We start from the raw sequence: 14643 nt of genomic DNA, 5'->3' as shown, positions 1-14643 counted from the left end.
CTACATAACTATATACTTTTGTAATTAATATTTTTAAATACCAACTTTAAGTATTGTTAAATCATAGTTCTAAAAACTATTAAATTAACAAATCCTATTTACCAGCCATTTATCATCAACATACAATCCTATTACCTCTATCCCTAAATTCCACTTTTTTATATTTTTAACCGATTCTTTTATATCCTTTATATGTTGGATTTCATCCACTGGATTTCCTGCACAATCATAATGTCCTACTACAGCGATTAAATTTGATTCATGATTATCTATAGAAATTTCAACCCGATTTTTTATAGATTTAATAATATCTATATCTTTATTTTCGGCTAATATTTTATTAGGTCCTGCTTCAGTTATCATATCAACATATTGTACACTATACTCACTTTTAATATACCTGATGATAGGAAGTTGTACCCTCCCACCTATACAATTAATCGTCGTAATAAATTTATCTTTCATGTTATAATTCCTCCTAACTCTAACTAAATTATATTTAGTCAAAATTATATCTTTTCCTTTGTTATATAACAAGCTTATTTTTTACTATTTTTTAATAGATTATTAATTTGATATACTCGGTAACTGTTATTAGCTTGTAAATAAGATAATCTATTTAAAATTGATTTAAATACATAATTATAGTTAGTGTTTTATTATTATTGAAAATAGCTTATACTACATATAGTTATAAAATAATTTAAAGTGGGTGATACCTTGAAAAACGATTTAGAAATTGATATTTCAGAAATTGCTTATACAGAACTTGAAAATTTACTTATAGCTCATAAAGATGAATATTCCTGTATAAGATTTGATTATAGAAAAACATGTTGCAAACTTCCTCCAATTGAAATATATCTAGACAATTTTGAAACAAAAGTTAATTATTTTAATAATAACTTTAAAAATATATCTTTTATATATAGTGAAGAACTACTAAGGAATATAAAAAAAATAGAATTAATATATAAAAACTCTACCTTTATGATAAAAACTACTCCAAGAACTTCTAATGCTCATAATTGTAATAGTTGTTCAAACTGTAGCGGATGTACTGATATTTGTCATGCTCATAAATAGAGGCAACTTATTATTTTGTAACTCCAATATAAATAATAGAATAAACTATTGATATGTATTGTTTTTTTATATATTATATTTAAGGTGTATTTTAATATATTCAAAAGATAATTTTAGAGTGTATGGAGGAGATATACTTATGGAACTTATTGTTAATATCTTTGAAGTAATATCTTTCATTAATATTCCACTTGCTCTAGCTGTAATATTTTTAGAAAGAAAAAATGCTTCTGCAACTTGGGCATGGTTAATGGTTTTAGTATTAATTCCAGGTATTGGCTTTATATTATACCTACTCCTAGGCCAAAACCTTAGCAAACAAAAGATCTTCAATTTAAAGGCTGAAGAAGACAGATTTCATAAGGATCTATTTCTTCAAGGAAAACAACTTTCAGAAAATCACATGAATTTTCATGATAAAGAAATGGTAACCTACAAAGATATGATGTATATGCATCTTAATAACAGTCAAGCAGTTTTTACTCAAGATAATACTGTTAAAATATATACTGATGGGAATGACTTATTTGATTCTATGATTGATTCCATAAATAATGCTAAAGATCATATTCATATGGTATACTACATTGTTAAAAATGATAGTCTTGGAAATAGAATACTCGATGCTCTTACTAAAAAGGCTTCTGAAGGAGTAGAAGTTAGGTTTTTATATGATGAAATGGGTTGTAGAAAATTACCTAAAACTTTTTTTAATAAATTAAAACGAGCAGGAGGTAAAGTAGCAGTATTTTTTCCTTCCATAGTCCCTCACATAAATGTAAGGTTAAACTTTAGAAACCATAGAAAGATAACAGTAGTTGACGGAAAAGAAGCTTTTATTGGTGGTTTTAATATCGGCGATGAATACCTTGGTAAAAATAAAACATTTGGCTATTGGCGAGATACCCACTTAAAAGTTATAGGAACTGCTGTTGATTCTCTTCAGCAGAGATTTTTACTAGATTGGAGGCATGCTTCTAATGAAAAGATAACTTTTGATAAAAAATATTTTCCAGCTAAACAAGCTAACAAAGGAATTGGTATTCAAATTGTATCTAGCGGTCCTGATTCCGAATGGGAACAAATTAAAAATGGATATTTAAAAATGATTCAATCAGCTAAAAAAAATGTTTGCATTCATAGTCCATACTTAGTGCCTGATGAAAGTATAACTGAAGCACTAAAAATAGCGTCTTTGTCAGGAGTAACCGTAAAGGTTATGATACCAAGTAAGCCTGATCACCCCTTTGTATATTGGGCTTCCTTATCTTATGTAGGAGAATTGCTAAAAGCTGGCGTCAAATGCTATACTTACAATAAAGGATTTCTACACAGTAAAATGGTAGTTATTGATGGGAAAGTAGCCTCTGTTGGAACAGCTAACATGGATGTAAGAAGCTTTAAGTTAAACTTTGAAGTAAATGCATTTTTATATGACAGTAAAACAGCGCAATCTCTTGAAGAAATTTTTGAAAAAGATATATTTGAATGTACTGAAATAACTGAAGCATCCTATGAAAATAGGTCTTTAATAATAAAATTTAAAGAGTCTATTTCTAGACTCCTTTCTCCAGTATTATAAAATAAAGCCCCTCTTATTAATTAGCCTCAACTAGGGTTAATTTTTACATATAGGTGGGCTTTATTGTTTTTTGCAATAAATATTTAATATTCATCTATTTGTCTTCTCTCTTTTTTATTGTTACCTATTTTTTCTCTTCTCTTTTTAAGCTCTTCTTTTATCTCTTCTGTGGTAATCCCTACCTCAGCCATAAGAACTAACGAATGATATATTAGATCACAAATTTCTAGTATTAATTCCTCATTATTATTATTTTTGGCAGCTAAAACAACTTCTGTACTTTCCTCTCCAACCTTTTTTAAAATTTTATCTAACCCTTTTTCAAATAAATAATTTGTATAAGAATTCTCAACCTTTTTTCTTTTTCTACTCTCTATAATAGAGTACAATTCTGTGATGATATCTTTACTCATAATCCTCCTCCTATTACTGTAAATATTTCCTATGTTTTTGACAGATAAAGTTCACTTGTTCTTGTATATCATTGAAAAGCGCTATATTTTTACTCTACATTTCTATAAAAGCAACTTCTATTTCCTGTGTGACATGCTACTCCTACTTGTTCAACTTTAATAAGTAAAGTATCATAATCACAATCTATACTTATGCTCTTAACAAATTGCAAATGTCCTGATGTTGCTCCCTTATTCCACAACTCTTTTCTAGACCTACTCCAAAACCAAGTGGTTCCACTATCTATAGTTTTTTGCAAAGATTCCTTATTCATATAAGCTAACATTAAAACCTCATTATTTTTATAATCTTGAATAATTGTAGGAATTAATCCATTTAACTTAGAAAAATCAATATTCAATATATATTTTTTTTCATTCATTTTTTATTTTCAGTGATGGATTTTCTTGCATATATAACCCCCCACCAATTCCTCCCTTCTCCCTTGTTGCTTACTTTAATATGTTTAATTAAGTTATTTTTCATTACTAATTTATTTTTTCTTAATTATTCTACATATACTAATTTCTAATTAACACTCCCTTATTTTTAAGATAGTCCTTAACTTCCTTTATAGTAAGCTCCTTAAAGTGGAAAATACTAGCTGCAAGGGCAGCGTCTACTGAACTTTTTTTAAATACTTCTTTAAAATCCTCTATTTTCCCACATCCTCCTGATGCAATTACAGGAATATTCACAGCTTTACACACAGCTTCTGTCAAATTTATATCATACCCCGACTTTGTTCCGTCTGCATCCATGCTAGTTAATAGAATCTCACCAGCCCCTAATTTTTCTACTTTTTTAGCCCATTCAAGTACATCAATTCCAGTGTCTACTCTTCCACCATTTATATAGACATTCCATCCAAGATTGTCTTCTCTTTTCTTTCCATCTATTGCAACTACTACACATTGTCTTCCAAATTTTTGTGAAGCTCTTTTTATAAGCTCAGGATCTTTAATCGCTGCTGAATTAATTGATACTTTGTCTGCACCAGCTCTTAATATATTTTTAAAGTCCTCTAAACTTTTAATTCCTCCCCCAACAGTAAGAGGTATAAAAACTTTTTCTGATGTTCTTCTAACAACATCTATCATCGTTTTTCTTTCTTCATAGGTAGCCGTAATATCTAAGAATACTAGTTCATCCGCCCCTTCATTGTTATAAAACTCAGCTATTTGTACAGGATCTCCAACATCTCTTAAATTAATGAAATTAACCCCCTTAACTACTTTCCCCATACTCACGTCTAAACATGGAATTATTCTTTTAGTAATCATCTTGTCACCCCTATTCTTTACTTAAAATTACCGCTTCATTTAAATCTATAGTTTCAGAATAAATAGCTTTTCCAATAATTACTCCATATAAACCCATATCCTTTATTTTCTTTACATCATCTATACTTTTAATTCCTCCTGACGCTATAATATTACAATTTACCCTTTCTTTAAGAGCAACTAAAGCCTCTATATTTGGTCCTTTAAGAGTACCATCTCTACTTATGTCAGTAAAAATAATGTTTTTAACCCCTATATGTTCCATTTGCTCTGCAAAATCTAAATAATATACTTTACTTACATCAAGCCATCCATTCACAGCAACATACCCATTTTTAGCATCTATACCTACTGCTATCTTCTCCTCATATTTCTTAACTGAATTCTTCACAAGTTCAGTATTACTCAATGCAGCTGTCCCTAAAATCACTCTACTAATACCTTTTTCTATGAGCTTGTCTATAGTTTCCATATCTCTTATCCCACCACCTAACTCAATGGGAATTTTTATTTCCTCTATAATTTTTGAAACTATATCTTCATTTACACCTTTTCCACATAATGCCCCATCCAAATCTACCATATGAATAAACTCTGAACCTGCATCTTTAAATTTTCTTGCTACATCTAAAGCATCTTCTGCAACAACTTGAGATTTATTAAAATCCCCTTTATACAGTCTTACACATTTACCATTCCTTAAATCTATTGCAGGTAAAATTATCACTTTATCATCTCCCCAAAATTCTTTAGTATTTTTAATCCTATATCCCCACTCTTTTCTGGGTGAAACTGAATTCCATAAACATTTTTTTTGCTAACTACTCCTGGAACTTTAACTTCATAATCTACATAACTATTTAATATTCCATCTTCTTCAACTACCGCATAGTAAGAATGAACAAAATACACATAGTCCCCTTCTTTTATTCCTTTTAATAAATTAGATTTCTTTTCTATCTTTAAACTATTCCACCCCATATGAGGTACTTTCACATTACCTTTAATTTCTTCTATTCTTCCTTTTAAAAATCCAAGCCCTTTACTTAACATAATCTCATCACCTTCTTCAAACAAAAGCTGCATCCCAAGACAAATTCCAAGTAAAGGTATACCTTTAGATACTGCTTCCTTTAATGTTTTATCCAATTTTAATTCTTCTATATGATTAATAGCCTCTGGGAAGGCACCTACCCCTGGAAGAATGATTCCCTTGCAATTTAATATAACCTCATTATTAGACGTTATGGTAGATTGTATATTTACAGCATTTAATGCATTTTGCACACTTTTTAAATTTCCCATTCCATAATCAACAATTGCAATCACTATAAATCTCCTTTCGTTGACATAACGCCTTTTATTCTTTTATCTATACTTACAGATTCTCTAATAGCTCTTCCTAGTGCCTTAAAAATACCTTCTATCATATGGTGATTATTTTTCCCATATAAAACTCTAGCATGAAGTGTTATTCCAGCATTAAAAGAAAAAGCTCTTAAAAACTCTTCCACAAGCTCTGTATCCATATCCCCTACTTTATCCACAGTAAACTCACAATCAAACATAATATAAGGTCTTCCGCTAATATCTATAGACACTGAGGCTAATGTTTCATCCATTGGCACAAATGAAGTTCCATATCTATTTATTCCACTTTTATCTTTTAAGGCATCTTTTAGACATTGTCCTAACACTATCCCCACATCTTCTACTGTATGATGCGCATCTACCTCAAGATCACCTTTAGCCTTTATTGTAATGTCTAATAATCCATGTTTTGTCATTAAATTTAACATATGATCAAAGAAACCTAGTCCTGTATTTATATTATATATCCCTTCTCCATCTAAACATAAATCCACAGTTATTTCCGTCTCATTAGTTTTTCTATAAAAACTTGCTTCTCTTTTCAACCTTTATCACTTCCTATTTTAAAATCATAATTACTATTTGTTCATCTAACTTCTCAACACTTTTAATATCTTGGATCTAAAAAATTTTTATATTATAGAAAAATTACATTCATCTATAAAACTCATCTAAATCTCAAATGAAGTAACGCATTCTTTTATAATCTTTAAAACTTCTTTGTTTTGACTTTCATTGCCTGCCGTTACCCTTAAATAATCTTTTAATACTTCATCTTTAAAACTTCTAATTTTTATTCCATTACGCTCTAGTTTCTCATTTATTTTTTTACTATTTATACTTTTAAATAGAACAAAATTAGCATTGGTTCTATATACTTTTATTTTATTAATTTTGCTAAGTTCTTCGTATAGATAGTCTCTTTGCTCAATAATTTTCTTAACTGCTTTATTTACATATTCTGTATCTTCTAAAATAATCTCTCCTATAACTTGACTTACACCATTTACATTGAATGGAGGTTTTACTTTCTTTAATTCTTTTAAAATAGATTCATTTGTTATTGCAAATCCTAACCTTAAAACAGCACTTCCTAGGGCTTTAGAACAAGTTCTTAATACTATTAAGTTTTTATAATTTTTCACTTCATATATAATAGAATCTCCATAGAATTCTATATATGCTTCATCCACTACAACAATACAATTACATTTATCTACTATTTTAATAATGTCTTTCTTAGATATTATTCCACCTGTAGGATTATTAGGATTTGAAAATATAAATATTTTTGGGTTTTCATAATTAATTTTTTCTATTAGAGAATCTGTATCTATATTAAAATCCTTATCTAATGAAATAGATACAGTCTTTCCCCCTCTTACTCGATTATATGATTTATACATAGAGAAATCTGGATCTAGTACAACAAGTTTATCTCCCTTATCTAAAAAAGTATTTATTATTATTTGTATAATTTCATCTGATCCATTTCCTGCCATAATGTATTTTTCATCTATCCCACAATACTTACCATATAAACTACATAATTTATTTGACTGTGGATCAGGATACCTATTAAATTCTACACTTATTACTGCACTTAGTATTTTGTTTTTCAAACTCTGGCTTAAACCTATAAAACTTTCATTTGCATCTAATCTTATTCTAAAATTTTCTTTTCCAGCATCATAAGGCTGAAAATCGCTTATATCTTCTCTAAAAAATTTTTCAATCATTATTCAAACCTCACCTTAATAGAGTTAGCATGTGCTGTAAGCCCCTCTGTTTCTGCTATTTTAACTACTTTATCTTTAACATTTGAAAGTCCAACTTTTGAGTAATATATAAAACTAGATTTTTTTATATAATCATCTACTGAAAGAGGTGAAAAAAATCTAGATGTACTATTGGTAGGAAGTACATGGTTTGGTCCCGCTATATAATCTCCAACAGGTTCTGGTGAATACTTGCCCAAAAATATTGACCCTGCATTCTTCAACTCACCTAAAAGGGAAAATGGTTCTTCTACCATTACTTCTAAATGTTCTGGTGCAAATATATTTGCAATATCTACAGCTTGTTTAATATTATCTACAACTATAATGGACCCATAATTTTTTAAGGATGATGAAATAATATCTTTTCTTTCTAAATACCCTATTTGCCTTTCAATTTCCTCTTTAACCTGTTTTGCTAAATTTTCAGATGTTGTGACTAGTATAGATGATGCCAAGGCATCATGCTCTGCTTGTGACATTAAATCTGCCCCTATATATTTAGCATCTCCTGTTTCATCAGCTATAATAAGTATTTCTGATGGACCTGCTATCATATCTATATCTACAAAACCATATACACTTCTCTTTGCCATAGCCACATATATATTTCCAGGTCCAACTATTTTATCTACCTTTGGTATAGATTCTGTTCCATAAGCAAGAGCGCCTATCCCTTGTGCACCGCCCACTTTATAAATCTCATCTACTTCAGCGATATCGGCCGTCACAAGTATATTGGGATTTATACTTCCATCTTTACTCGGAGGAGTTATCATTATAATTTTTTTTACTCCTGCTACTTTTGCTGGAATTGCATTCATGAGAACTGAAGAAGGGTATGAAGCACTCCCCCCGGGCACATATATTCCAACATTATCTAATGCTCTTATCTGCTGTCCGAGGATTATCCCATCTTCTTTTGTTGTCATCCATGAATTTTGTTTCTGTTTCTCATGGAAAAACCATATATTCTCTTTAGCCACCTTTATAGCATCTATAAATTTTTCATCCACATTTTTATAAGCTTTCTTAATTTCATCCACAGATACTTTAAGATTTTGTGAATTGATTTTTTCACTATCATACTTATTTGTGTACTTTACTAAGGAAGAATCTCCTTCTCTTCTTATGTCTTTTAAAATATTATCTACAGTAATAAATATACTTTTTTCAACAGTCTCTGCCCTATTTTTTAATCTATCTATATATTCTTCTTTATTATAGTTATCCAACTTGATTATGTTAATCATTTCTATGCCCCCTTATTTTTAATTAATTATCTTACTTGTTTCTTCTATTATCTTCATAATCTCTTCTCTTTTAGTTTTCATACTTGCTTTATTAACTATCATCCTTGCACTTATGTTACATATATCATCAACTATAACTAGTCCATTTTCTCTAAGAGTCTCCCCTGTTTCTACAATATCCACTATAGCATCAGCTAATTTAACAATAGGTGCAAGTTCTACAGATCCTTCTATTTTTATAATTTCTACATCTTGCCCTCTTTTAGAAAAATATTTTCTTGCTACCCCAGGATACTTTGTTGCAATTTTCTTTTTTCTATATTCATTTCTATATCCATCATCGATTTTAAATCCAGGAAGAGAAGCCACAGCAAATTTGCACTCCCCAATTTTTAAATCTAATACTTCATAAAACTCCTTATTAGTTTCAAATAACGTATCTTTTCCTACTATACCTATATCAGCCGCTCCATATTCAACGTAAGTTACTACATCTGGAGCCTTTACAAGAAAAAAATTTATATCATAAAAACTATTTTTGCAATTAAAAATAAGTCTTCTTCCTTTATTCTTAAGTTCATCTACATTAACATTCATAGCTTCAAATATCTTTATTGCTTCTTTTTCTAATCTACCTTTTGTCAATGCTATATTTATCTTTTTCAACCTTCTTCCCCCCCTCTTTTTTATTTGAATTTTTAATAATTAATAAGCCATTTAACCTAATTCTAATGTTTCATTAAACACATTTATAAATTTATTTAACTTCACACTAATATGTTTTTTTGTATAAATATTAATAATATTTATATTTTCATCACTTTCAATACTTATAAACGTATCTGATCCATTACTTTTTGCATAATTTAAAGAATCTTTCTTGTCTTCATATAAACTTAACTCACATATAATCTCTTTATCTTGAATAGTATCTAGAATTCTATATGCTTCCTTAAAATGTTCACTTTTGCAATGTATTAAAATTTTTTTACATATTAAATCAGAAAATGAATCCTGTCTTTTAATAACTTCTAAAATATTGTCTACATTTATAGCAAATCCTGTAGCTGGAGTATTTACACCGAATTCTTCTGTTAAGTTGTCATATCTTCCTCCACTCAAAATGCATTCTCCAACTTCTTCTACATAAGCCCTGAAAATTATTCCTGTATAATAGTTCATATCTTGAATCATGCCAAAGTCAATTGATATATAATTTTCCAATCCGATTTCTTTTATTAGATTATAAATATCACAAATGTTATTTACAGCTTTCAATGCTTTACTATTTTTTGTAATATTTTTTGCCTGGTCAAGAATATTGATATCTCCAAATAGCTTAGGAAGTTCAGATAAAATATAAACACTTTCTTCATCGATATAATCTTGTTTTTCATTTAAAAAGTCTCTAAGAGAAACATAGTTTTTATTTTCTATTAACTTTCTTAGTTCTTCTATGTCTTCACCTTTCATATTTATATCTTCTATTAGTGCTTTAAAAAATCCGGATTGACCTATATCTATTTTAAAATTCTTTATCCCTAAATTCTTAAGAGATTTTATAGCTGTTATTATCACTTCTACATCAGCTCTTACATCACTACTGCCTACAATCTCTACGCCAGATTGAGTGATTTCACTTAATTTACCATTTAAACTTTCATTAGTTCTAAATACATTTGTTGTATAACAAAACTTTATTGGATACTCCTTATCTTTAACTTTTGTAGAAACAATTCTAGCTATTGGAGTTGTCATGTCTGGTTTTAATACTAATATACGCCCACTATTGTCAAATAATTTATACATGTTTTCTTGTAAAATAGGTTGATTTGTAAAATTAAAAACATCGTAAAACTCTAAAGTTGGAGAAATTACCTGAGAAAACCCGCTAAGCCTATATGTTTCATTCAAATTATCTTGTATAAATATTTTCTTTCTACATTCTTCAAATAAAATATCTTTCATACCATCAGGTATATATTTTTTCCATTTATCCATTTCATGCACCTTCGCTTTATCAATTTATCACTTTATTGTATTGAATCGTTAAAGTTATAATACCACTTTATATTTATTTTTGTCAATAAAAATAGGCTGAATCTATAGAACTTTTAATACCTTAAAAATCATAGGATTATTTTTCCTATATATTAAAAGCCTAATTCAGCCTCTCGCATTTAATTTATATGAATATTATATATGCTAAATAAGGTAATTTATTTAAAATACTCCTTTTTTATTTATAAGATTATAATTATTACTTTTACTTAAATATATTATCTTCAAATAATTCTTTAAATTTTTGACTTTTTTCATAACCCTGAGCTATAGAATGTAAAGTTGGCGTTTTAGCCGTGTATCCATCTACCATATTTACATATTGAATTGACTTAGCTTCTTCATTTGAATGAAAATGTGGAATAGTTATAGTATTACCTTTTATTTCTTGTGGCTGAGATGTATAATTTTCCATTTTCTTCTCCTCCCTTGTATTTTACCGAAAAATTATTATTTCCTAACATTTCATATACAATATCTGAATTATCTATAGAATTGTTATTAAAAGTTATTATAAAATTATCTTCTTCTCCTACTATAGCCATATAATCATCTATCTTACTATAATCACTTAAACTTATTTTCCCTAGAATATCTAAGTAATATTCGGACATTATACTCTTCCTTTCATCACATAAAGAAAATCAGTAAACTGTTTTTATAAAAAAGCTTTATCATTTTGATATATTCTTCTCTATATTTTTTGCACTAATTTTTAAAATATTCATATCATATAATTTAATTTTCTATTGCATAATAAAAGTTCAACAATATTTTTCTGTGTTTTCAAAACAAAAATGCACCAGCTCTAAGCTGATGCATTTCAAATCTTATTTTTCATTTTGTTTTTTTATTTCATTAACTATTTTTTCCACTTCATTATTAGGCACTTCTTCATATCTTTCAAATCTCATTTCGAAACTTCCTCTAGCTCCAGTTATGGATTTTAAATCTGTAGCATATTTAAACATTTCAGACATAGGAACTTCTGCAATTACATTCTGTCCATCCTTGATAGGTTCCATTCCAAGTACTCTGCCTCTTTTTTTATTAATATCTCCAATTATCTCTCCCATATATTCATCAGGGATTTGTACTTCCACATGCATAATTGGCTCCAATAATACCGGTTGGGCCACTTCCATTCCTTTTTTAAATGCTAGAGAAGCTGCTACTTTAAAGGCCATTTCTGATGAATCTACTGGATGATATGAACCATCATAAAGTGTAGCTTTTAACCCTATGACTGGATAACCTGCTAAAACTCCATGACGCATAGCCTCTCTTAATCCTTTTTCTACGGCTGGTATATATTGTCTAGGTACAACTCCCCCAACTATGTTATCTACAAACATTAAATCTTCTTCCCCATCATTTCTTGGTTCAAACTTTATTTTTACATCTCCGTACTGTCCATGTCCACCACTTTGTTTCTTATGCTTTCCTTGAACTTCTGCCATTTTTTTAACAGTTTCTCTATAAGGTATTTTTGGAGTCTGTAAATCTATTTCTATACCAAATTTACTTTTTAACTTATTTGCTATTATTTCTAAATGAGTAGATCCTGTTCCTGATATTATAGTATCCGCATTTTCAACATCTCTACTTACTTTAAAAGTAGGATCTTCCTCTGTAAGTTTATTTAATCCAGAAGAAATTTTATCCTCATCGCCCTTAGATTTAGTAACTACAGCCATTGATATTGATGGATCAGGAAATTTTAAGCCTTCAAAAGCTATGGCTTCTGACACTTCACATAAAGTATCTCCTGTGCAAGTATACTGTAATTTAGCAACAGCCCCAATATCACCTGCACCTATTTCTGAAGTAAGTATTTGTTCTTTTCCCTTTAAAAAATACATTGAACTTATTTTTTCTTGCTTCTCTTTATTTGTATTATATACAACACTATCTGATTTAAGTTTTCCTGACATTACTTTAAATAAAGACAATTTGCCAACAAAAGGGTCTGCTATTGTCTTAAATACAAAAGCTGAAAACTTAGAATTCTCATTTATGTTTACTTCTATTTCTTTATTATCCTTTAATCTTATAGCCTTTATAGCTTTTGAATCTTTTGGTGATGGAAAACACTCCATTATATCCTCTAATAATGTATTTATACCTATTCCAAGATAGGCAGAACCACACATTACAGGAGCTATATCTCCTTCTTCGGCACCTTTAATTAATCCACTATATATTTCCTCATCACTTAATTCACCTTCTGAAAGATACTTATCTAATAACTCTTCATCAGTTTCTGCAACAGCTTCCATTATCATATTCTTGCATTCTTCAACATTTTCTAATAATTCATCTGGCACTTCTCTTTCTTCCATATCATGAGTCTTTGGATTAAAAATTCGTGCTTTTTTAGAAATAACATTTATTACACCAGTAAACTCTTCTTCTTTTCCTATAGGGTATTGAATAGGCACTACTGACATTCCAAATTTATCTTTTAAATTCCCTAATACTTTTTCAAAATTGCTGTTTTCCCTATCTAATTTATTTATAAAAAATGCTCTTGGCATATTGTGTTCATTTACATAGTTCCATGCTTTTTCTGTACCAACTTGTATTCCTGATCTTCCTGAAACTGTAATTAGTGCCATATCTACAGCACTTAATCCCTCAATCATCTCTCCTATAAAATCAAAATATCCTGGTATGTCGACCATATTAATTTTTATATTATTCCATTCACATGGTAATATAGATGTGGATATAGAAATTTTTCTTTTCTTTTCTTCTAAATCATAATCACTTATTGTATTTCCTTCTTCTACTTTTCCAAATCTATCAATATTTTTTGTATAATATAATATCGCCTCTGCTAATGTAGTTTTTCCTGAGCCGCTATGTCCAATGAAACCTATATTTCTTAAGTCTTGGGTTTTATACTGCCTCATAATTAATTCCCCCTTCTTGATATAACTTTATTGTATAATAAATATACTATTCTATCTTAAATATAAAAATCCTTTTAATTAAGCTAAATATTCTGAATTATTTGACATGTATGTTTAATCATTCTCTATACTATATAAGTTATTACGATCTTGCTAATGCTATTCATTTTTATTAAAATAAAAAGCAACATAACAAAAGAATCCTTATATATAGGAAAGGCATATATCTTTTCTATATATAAGGATTCTTTATATTATTTATAAACGCTATTAATACTCAAAAAATAAAAATGGCTCCGCGGAGAGGACTCGAACCTCCAACCTATCGGTTAACAGCCGAGTGCTCCACCATTGAGCTACCGCGGAACATCTACCTGGCAGCGACCTACTCTTCCACACCGTCTCCAGTGCAGTACCATCGGCGCTTTGAAGCTTAACCTTCGTGTTCGGAATGGGAACGGGTGTTACCTTCAAGCCATAACTACCAGATCATATAAATTATTTAAACTCTTAGAAATACAATACTCACAACTTAAATAAGCGAGATTATATTTTATTTTTCTCATAAAATGGCTCCGCGGAGAGGACTCGAACCTCCAACCTATCGGTTAACAGCCGAGTGCTCCACCATTGAGCTACCGCGGAACATTCTCCAGTAACTAGTTTTAGTCACCATTGAAAGAATTTTATTCTTTCAAAATTGCACAGTGATGTTCGATCGTAACCAATTACCTAGTCACTGGTTACTTTTATTTGATCAAGCCCTCGACCTATTAGTATCAGTCAGCTTAACATGTTACCACGCTTACACCTCTGACCTATCAACCTGGTAGTCTTCCAGGGGTCTTACTAGCTTACGCT

General features: G+C 29.4%; 16 protein-coding genes, 2 tRNA genes and 2 rRNA genes. 2 read left to right on the top strand and 18 right to left on the bottom strand.

Annotated elements, in window-relative coordinates; translation table 11 throughout:
- Nucleotides 1-84: 84 nt before the first annotated feature.
- On the bottom strand, nt 85-465 hold the full coding sequence (locus OW729_RS18080; protein WP_268062945.1) for a carbonic anhydrase: 381 nt from the start codon (nt 463-465) through the stop codon (nt 85-87).
- Between the two features lie 255 nt (nt 466-720).
- Between OW729_RS18080 and OW729_RS18075 the strand changes: the two genes are divergently transcribed.
- Entirely contained in the window at nt 721-1086 is a 366-nt protein-coding gene (locus tag OW729_RS18075; protein WP_268062944.1) for a hypothetical protein, read from the top strand.
- Between the two features lie 139 nt (nt 1087-1225).
- Nucleotides 1226-2668, top strand: coding sequence for a cardiolipin synthase (gene cls, locus OW729_RS18070; protein WP_268062943.1), 1443 nt, complete (start codon nt 1226-1228; stop codon nt 2666-2668).
- Between the two features lie 83 nt (nt 2669-2751).
- Here the strand turns inward: cls and OW729_RS18065 are convergent, their stop codons facing one another.
- The 17 genes from OW729_RS18065 to OW729_RS17985 form a co-directional block, all read right to left on the bottom strand.
- Nucleotides 2752-3081 carry a phosphoribosyl-ATP diphosphatase gene (locus OW729_RS18065; protein WP_268062942.1) on the bottom strand — a complete coding sequence of 110 codons (330 nt, stop codon included), beginning with the start codon at nt 3079-3081 and terminating at the stop codon, nt 2752-2754.
- 89 nt (nt 3082-3170) lie between these two features.
- A complete protein-coding gene (hisI, locus tag OW729_RS18060) occupies nt 3171-3503 on the bottom strand; it encodes a phosphoribosyl-AMP cyclohydrolase (protein ID WP_268062941.1) in 333 nt (110 codons plus the stop codon).
- Nucleotides 3504-3642: 139 nt separating this feature from the next.
- Nucleotides 3643-4404, bottom strand: coding sequence for an imidazole glycerol phosphate synthase subunit HisF (gene hisF / locus OW729_RS18055; protein ID WP_268062940.1), 762 nt, complete (start codon nt 4402-4404; stop codon nt 3643-3645).
- A 10-nt stretch (nt 4405-4414) separates the two neighbouring features.
- Nucleotides 4415-5131: a 1-(5-phosphoribosyl)-5-[(5-phosphoribosylamino)methylideneamino]imidazole-4-carboxamide isomerase gene (gene hisA, locus OW729_RS18050; RefSeq protein WP_268062939.1), complete on the bottom strand. Its 717-nt coding sequence runs from the start codon at nt 5129-5131 to the stop codon at nt 4415-4417.
- Nucleotides 5128-5733: an imidazole glycerol phosphate synthase subunit HisH gene (gene hisH / locus OW729_RS18045; RefSeq protein ID WP_268062938.1), complete on the bottom strand. Its 606-nt coding sequence runs from the start codon at nt 5731-5733 to the stop codon at nt 5128-5130. Before hisH ends, hisA begins: the two co-directional genes overlap by 4 nt.
- Nucleotides 5733-6320: an imidazoleglycerol-phosphate dehydratase HisB gene (gene hisB, locus OW729_RS18040; RefSeq protein ID WP_268062937.1), complete on the bottom strand. Its 588-nt coding sequence runs from the start codon at nt 6318-6320 to the stop codon at nt 5733-5735. Before hisB ends, hisH begins: the two co-directional genes overlap by 1 nt.
- Nucleotides 6321-6446: 126 nt before the next feature.
- Nucleotides 6447-7514 carry a histidinol-phosphate transaminase gene (gene hisC / locus OW729_RS18035; protein WP_268062936.1) on the bottom strand — a complete coding sequence of 356 codons (1068 nt, stop codon included), beginning with the start codon at nt 7512-7514 and terminating at the stop codon, nt 6447-6449.
- Nucleotides 7514-8806 (bottom strand): histidinol dehydrogenase, encoded by a 1293-nt coding sequence (gene hisD / locus OW729_RS18030; RefSeq protein ID WP_268062935.1) that lies wholly within the window; start codon nt 8804-8806, stop codon nt 7514-7516. The genes hisC and hisD overlap by 1 nt, the downstream gene beginning before the upstream one ends.
- An 18-nt stretch (nt 8807-8824) precedes the next feature.
- A complete protein-coding gene (gene hisG / locus OW729_RS18025) occupies nt 8825-9472 on the bottom strand; it encodes an ATP phosphoribosyltransferase (RefSeq protein WP_268062934.1) in 648 nt (215 codons plus the stop codon).
- A 51-nt stretch (nt 9473-9523) separates the two neighbouring features.
- Complete coding sequence (locus tag OW729_RS18020) at nt 9524-10807, bottom strand: ATP phosphoribosyltransferase regulatory subunit (protein WP_268062933.1); 1284 nt, start codon at nt 10805-10807, stop codon at nt 9524-9526.
- 265 nt (nt 10808-11072) lie between these two features.
- Nucleotides 11073-11282 carry a hypothetical protein gene (locus tag OW729_RS18015; RefSeq protein WP_268062932.1) on the bottom strand — a complete coding sequence of 70 codons (210 nt, stop codon included), beginning with the start codon at nt 11280-11282 and terminating at the stop codon, nt 11073-11075.
- Entirely contained in the window at nt 11242-11481 is a 240-nt protein-coding gene (locus OW729_RS18010; RefSeq protein ID WP_268062931.1) for a hypothetical protein, read from the bottom strand. Before OW729_RS18010 ends, OW729_RS18015 begins: the two co-directional genes overlap by 41 nt.
- A 216-nt stretch (nt 11482-11697) precedes the next feature.
- The gene (fusA, locus tag OW729_RS18005) at nt 11698-13782 is read right to left on the bottom strand and encodes an elongation factor G (RefSeq protein WP_268062930.1); all 2085 of its coding nucleotides are present in this window, start codon (nt 13780-13782) and stop codon (nt 11698-11700) included.
- A gap of 291 nt (nt 13783-14073) precedes the next feature.
- Nucleotides 14074-14148: transfer RNA gene (locus OW729_RS18000), tRNA-Asn, on the bottom strand.
- 6 nt (nt 14149-14154) lie between these two features.
- A 5S ribosomal RNA gene (gene rrf / locus OW729_RS17995) occupies nt 14155-14271 on the bottom strand.
- An 81-nt stretch (nt 14272-14352) separates the two neighbouring features.
- A tRNA-Asn gene (locus tag OW729_RS17990) sits at nt 14353-14427 on the bottom strand.
- Between the two features lie 108 nt (nt 14428-14535).
- Nucleotides 14536-14643 (bottom strand): 23S ribosomal RNA (locus tag OW729_RS17985); the annotation flags it as partial.

This window comes from Clostridium brassicae, from assembly GCF_026738875.1.
In the GTDB taxonomy this organism is placed as follows: domain Bacteria; phylum Bacillota; class Clostridia; order Clostridiales; family Clostridiaceae; genus Clostridium_H; species Clostridium_H brassicae.
The sequence above is the reverse complement of the archived record's forward strand: the minus strand, read 5'-3'. Positions and strand labels throughout refer to the sequence as shown.

What these genes read in the sequence shown, in the direction of transcription:
- hisF (WP_268062940.1), bottom strand. Translation starts at nt 4,404, where the DNA reads ATGATTACTAAAAGAATAATTCCATGTTTAGACGTGAGTATGGGGAAA.
- cls (WP_268062943.1), top strand. Translation starts at nt 1,226, where the DNA reads ATGGAACTTATTGTTAATATCTTTGAAGTAATATCTTTCATTAATATT.
- hisC (WP_268062936.1), bottom strand. Translation starts at nt 7,514, where the DNA reads ATGATTGAAAAATTTTTTAGAGAAGATATAAGCGATTTTCAGCCTTAT.
- fusA (WP_268062930.1), bottom strand. Translation starts at nt 13,782, where the DNA reads ATGAGGCAGTATAAAACCCAAGACTTAAGAAATATAGGTTTCATTGGA.
- OW729_RS18020 (WP_268062933.1), bottom strand. Translation starts at nt 10,807, where the DNA reads ATGGATAAATGGAAAAAATATATACCTGATGGTATGAAAGATATTTTA.
- OW729_RS18080 (WP_268062945.1), bottom strand. Translation starts at nt 465, where the DNA reads ATGAAAGATAAATTTATTACGACGATTAATTGTATAGGTGGGAGGGTA.
- hisD (WP_268062935.1), bottom strand. Translation starts at nt 8,806, where the DNA reads ATGATTAACATAATCAAGTTGGATAACTATAATAAAGAAGAATATATA.
- OW729_RS18065 (WP_268062942.1), bottom strand. Translation starts at nt 3,081, where the DNA reads ATGAGTAAAGATATCATCACAGAATTGTACTCTATTATAGAGAGTAGA.
- OW729_RS18010 (WP_268062931.1), bottom strand. Translation starts at nt 11,481, where the DNA reads ATGTCCGAATATTACTTAGATATTCTAGGGAAAATAAGTTTAAGTGAT.
- OW729_RS18015 (WP_268062932.1), bottom strand. Translation starts at nt 11,282, where the DNA reads ATGGAAAATTATACATCTCAGCCACAAGAAATAAAAGGTAATACTATA.
- hisI (WP_268062941.1), bottom strand. Translation starts at nt 3,503, where the DNA reads ATGAATGAAAAAAAATATATATTGAATATTGATTTTTCTAAGTTAAAT.